The following is a 2,676-nucleotide window of genomic DNA, read 5'->3' as shown; positions in this document are numbered from 1 at the left end:
GCTGGAGGCGATCCGCAACCTGGGCGGGCAGCCAGAGCTGCTGCACCTGCCGGTGCCGGCCACAGCGAGCTCCTCGATCCGCCGGCATCCCAGCCCCGAGCAGGTACCAGCAGCACTGTGGGAGGAACTGGTTCGTCACAATCTCTACGGCCTGGGGCAGCAGCCCTCCCACACCGCCCGCTGATGCGTCTCGCCCTCGCCCAGATCAACCCGCTGGTGGGAGACCTGGCCGGCAATGGCAAGCAGGTGCTGGAGGCCTGCCGCAGCGCCGCGTCGGCAGGTGCTGATCTGGTGGTAGCACCGGAGCTGGCGCTCTGGGGCTACCCACCGCGCGATTTGCTATTACGCCCGGCCCTGCGCCAGCAGCAACAGCAAGCTCTGGACAGGCTGGCCGCCGAGCTCCCCCGAGGGCTTGCCCTGCTGCTGGGGGTGAGCGAGCCCACGCCCGATCGGCAGACGCCCGATCTGTTGAATGCCGCTGCTCTGGTGGAGCACGGCAGCTGGCAGGTGGTGGCCCGCAAGCGCCTGCTGCCCAGCTACGACGTGTTCGATGAACGGCGCTATTTCCGCCCGGCCGACCAACCCTGCCTGCTCGAGCTGGAACGCCAGGGCCGCCTCTGGCGCCTGGGCATCACCATCTGCGAAGACCTGTGGGTGGAAGACGAGTTGCACCAACAGCGGCTGCTCGGGGCTGATCCCGTGGCGGATCTGCAGGCCCTGCAACCCGATCTGCTGCTGAACCTCTCAGCCTCACCCTTTGGCACCGGCAAAGCACAGCTGCGGCGTGAGCTAGCTGCCGCTGCGGCCCGCCGACTGCAGTGCCCTGTGGTGTACGTGAACCAAGTCGGCGGTAACGACGAACTGGTGTTCGACGGCGGCAGCTTCGTGACCGGCACCGATGGCACGGTGCTGCGCCAGCTCAGCTTTGCCGAGGCTGATCTCGGCCTCTGGGACGCCCGTGATGCAGCTCCAGCAGCGGGGTACCTCGCCGCGCTGCCCGCAACCGACCACCTGCTGCTGCGCGCCCTGGTGCTGGGGGTGCGCGACTACGCCCGCAAATGCGGGTTCAGCAAGGCGCTGCTTGGGCTCAGCGGTGGTATCGATTCAGCCCTGGTGGCAGTGATTGCCGCTGCGGCTCTCGGGCCTGAGAACGTGCAGGCCCTGTTGATGCCCTCACCCTGGAGCTCGGAGGGGTCGATCCACGACGCCCTCGCCCTCGCCGATCGCCTGGGCATCGCCACCCAAACGGTGCCGATCGAACCCCTGATGGCCAGTTTTGATGCAGCCCTCAGGCCGCCACTCGGCGGTGAGCCCGCGGGATTAACAGCCGAAAACCTGCAATCGCGCATCCGCGGCACCCTGTTGATGGCCGTGGCCAACCAGCAGGGGCAGTTGCTGCTTTCCACAGGCAACAAAAGTGAGTTGGCGGTTGGCTACTGCACCCTCTATGGCGACATGAACGGCGGGCTGGCCGTGATTGGCGACCTCTACAAAACCGGCGTGTTCCGCCTCTGCGCCTGGATCGATTCAGCGGCATCAGCCCACTGCCGCGCCGCCCTCGGCCTACCGGCAACCGGCGAGCTGGTAGGCGCCGCCATCCGCGAGAAACCCCCCAGCGCTGAACTGCGCCCCGACCAACGCGACAGCGACTCACTGCCGGATTACGCGCTACTCGATCCGCTGCTGCAAGCGCTGCTGGAAGAGCATCAAAGCCCCGAAGATCTGATCGCGCACGGCGTCGATGCGGTGCTGGCCCAACGGGTGATGAGCTTGCTGCGCCGCGCCGAATTCAAACGCCGCCAGGCACCGCCCGTGCTCAAGCTCAGCCAACGCTCTTTTGGCAGCGGCTGGAGGATGCCGATCGCTGCGGCGTAGGCCAGCACGCAAGTGGTCAATCCCTGCCAGCGGCGCCAAGCTGAAGGGCGATCCGCCAGTGCGATCGCGCCATGGCCCCCACCATCGCTTCGATCGCCAGCATCGGCGTACCGCGGGAGATCAAGCCCGACGAACGGCGCGTGGCGCTCACACCCGATGCAGTACGCGAGCTGGTGAGCCATGGCCTGCAGGTGCGCATCGAACAAGGCGCTGGCGAGGGCGCCGGCATCAGCGATGCGGCATTTCAAGCTGCAGGCGCCGCCGTGGTGGATCAAACGGAGGCTTGGGCAGCCCATCTGGTGGTGAAGGTGAAGGAACCGCAGCCCGAGGAGTTTGCCTTCCTGCGGCCCGATCTGGTGCTGTTCACCTACCTCCATCTGGCGGCCTACCCCGCGGTGGGCCGGGCCTTGCTGCAGGCGGGCACCACCGCCATCGCCTACGAAACGGTGCAACTTGCCGATGGCAGCCTGCCGTTGCTGGCACCGATGAGTGAAATCGCCGGCCGCCTGGCGGCGCAGGTGGGCGCGCGCCTGCTCGAGAAACCCCAGGGCGGGCGCGGCGTGTTGATCGGAGGCTGCACTGGTGTGCGGCCGGCTCGGGTGGTGGTGCTAGGTGCCGGCAGCGTGGGGTGGAATGCCGCTCGGCTCGCCGCTGCCATGGATGCAGAGGTGTTCCTGCTCGATCTCTCACCCGAGCGGCTGCGGCGCCTGGAGAGCCAGCGGCAGGGCCGCCTGGTGAGCCTGGTGAGCAGCCGCGGGCTGCTGGAGCGGCTCGTGCCCTCCGCCGATCTGCTGATTGGCG

Annotated in this window: 2 protein-coding genes and 1 pseudogene; all 3 read left to right on the top strand. The window is 67.9% G+C overall.

Going from position 1 to position 2,676, the window contains the following annotated elements; genetic code table 11:
- Window positions 1-184, top strand: a pseudogene (locus ACIQ2E_RS14030) (nicotinate-nucleotide adenylyltransferase); the annotation flags it as partial.
- Complete coding sequence (locus tag ACIQ2E_RS14025; protein ID WP_398331847.1) at window positions 184-1,875, top strand: NAD+ synthase; 1,692 nt, start codon at window positions 184-186, stop codon at window positions 1,873-1,875. The pseudogene ACIQ2E_RS14030 and the gene ACIQ2E_RS14025, both read left to right, overlap by 1 nt.
- 71 nt (window positions 1,876-1,946) lie before the next feature.
- Window positions 1,947-2,676 (top strand): alanine dehydrogenase (locus ACIQ2E_RS14020; protein ID WP_398331844.1); only part of this gene is annotated, 730 nt, incomplete at its 3' end.

The sequence above is a fragment of the Vulcanococcus sp. genome, from assembly GCF_044369115.1.
GTDB lineage: Bacteria > Cyanobacteriota > Cyanobacteriia > PCC-6307 > Cyanobiaceae > Vulcanococcus.
The sequence above is the reverse complement of the archived record's forward strand: the minus strand, read 5'-3'. Positions and strand labels throughout refer to the sequence as shown.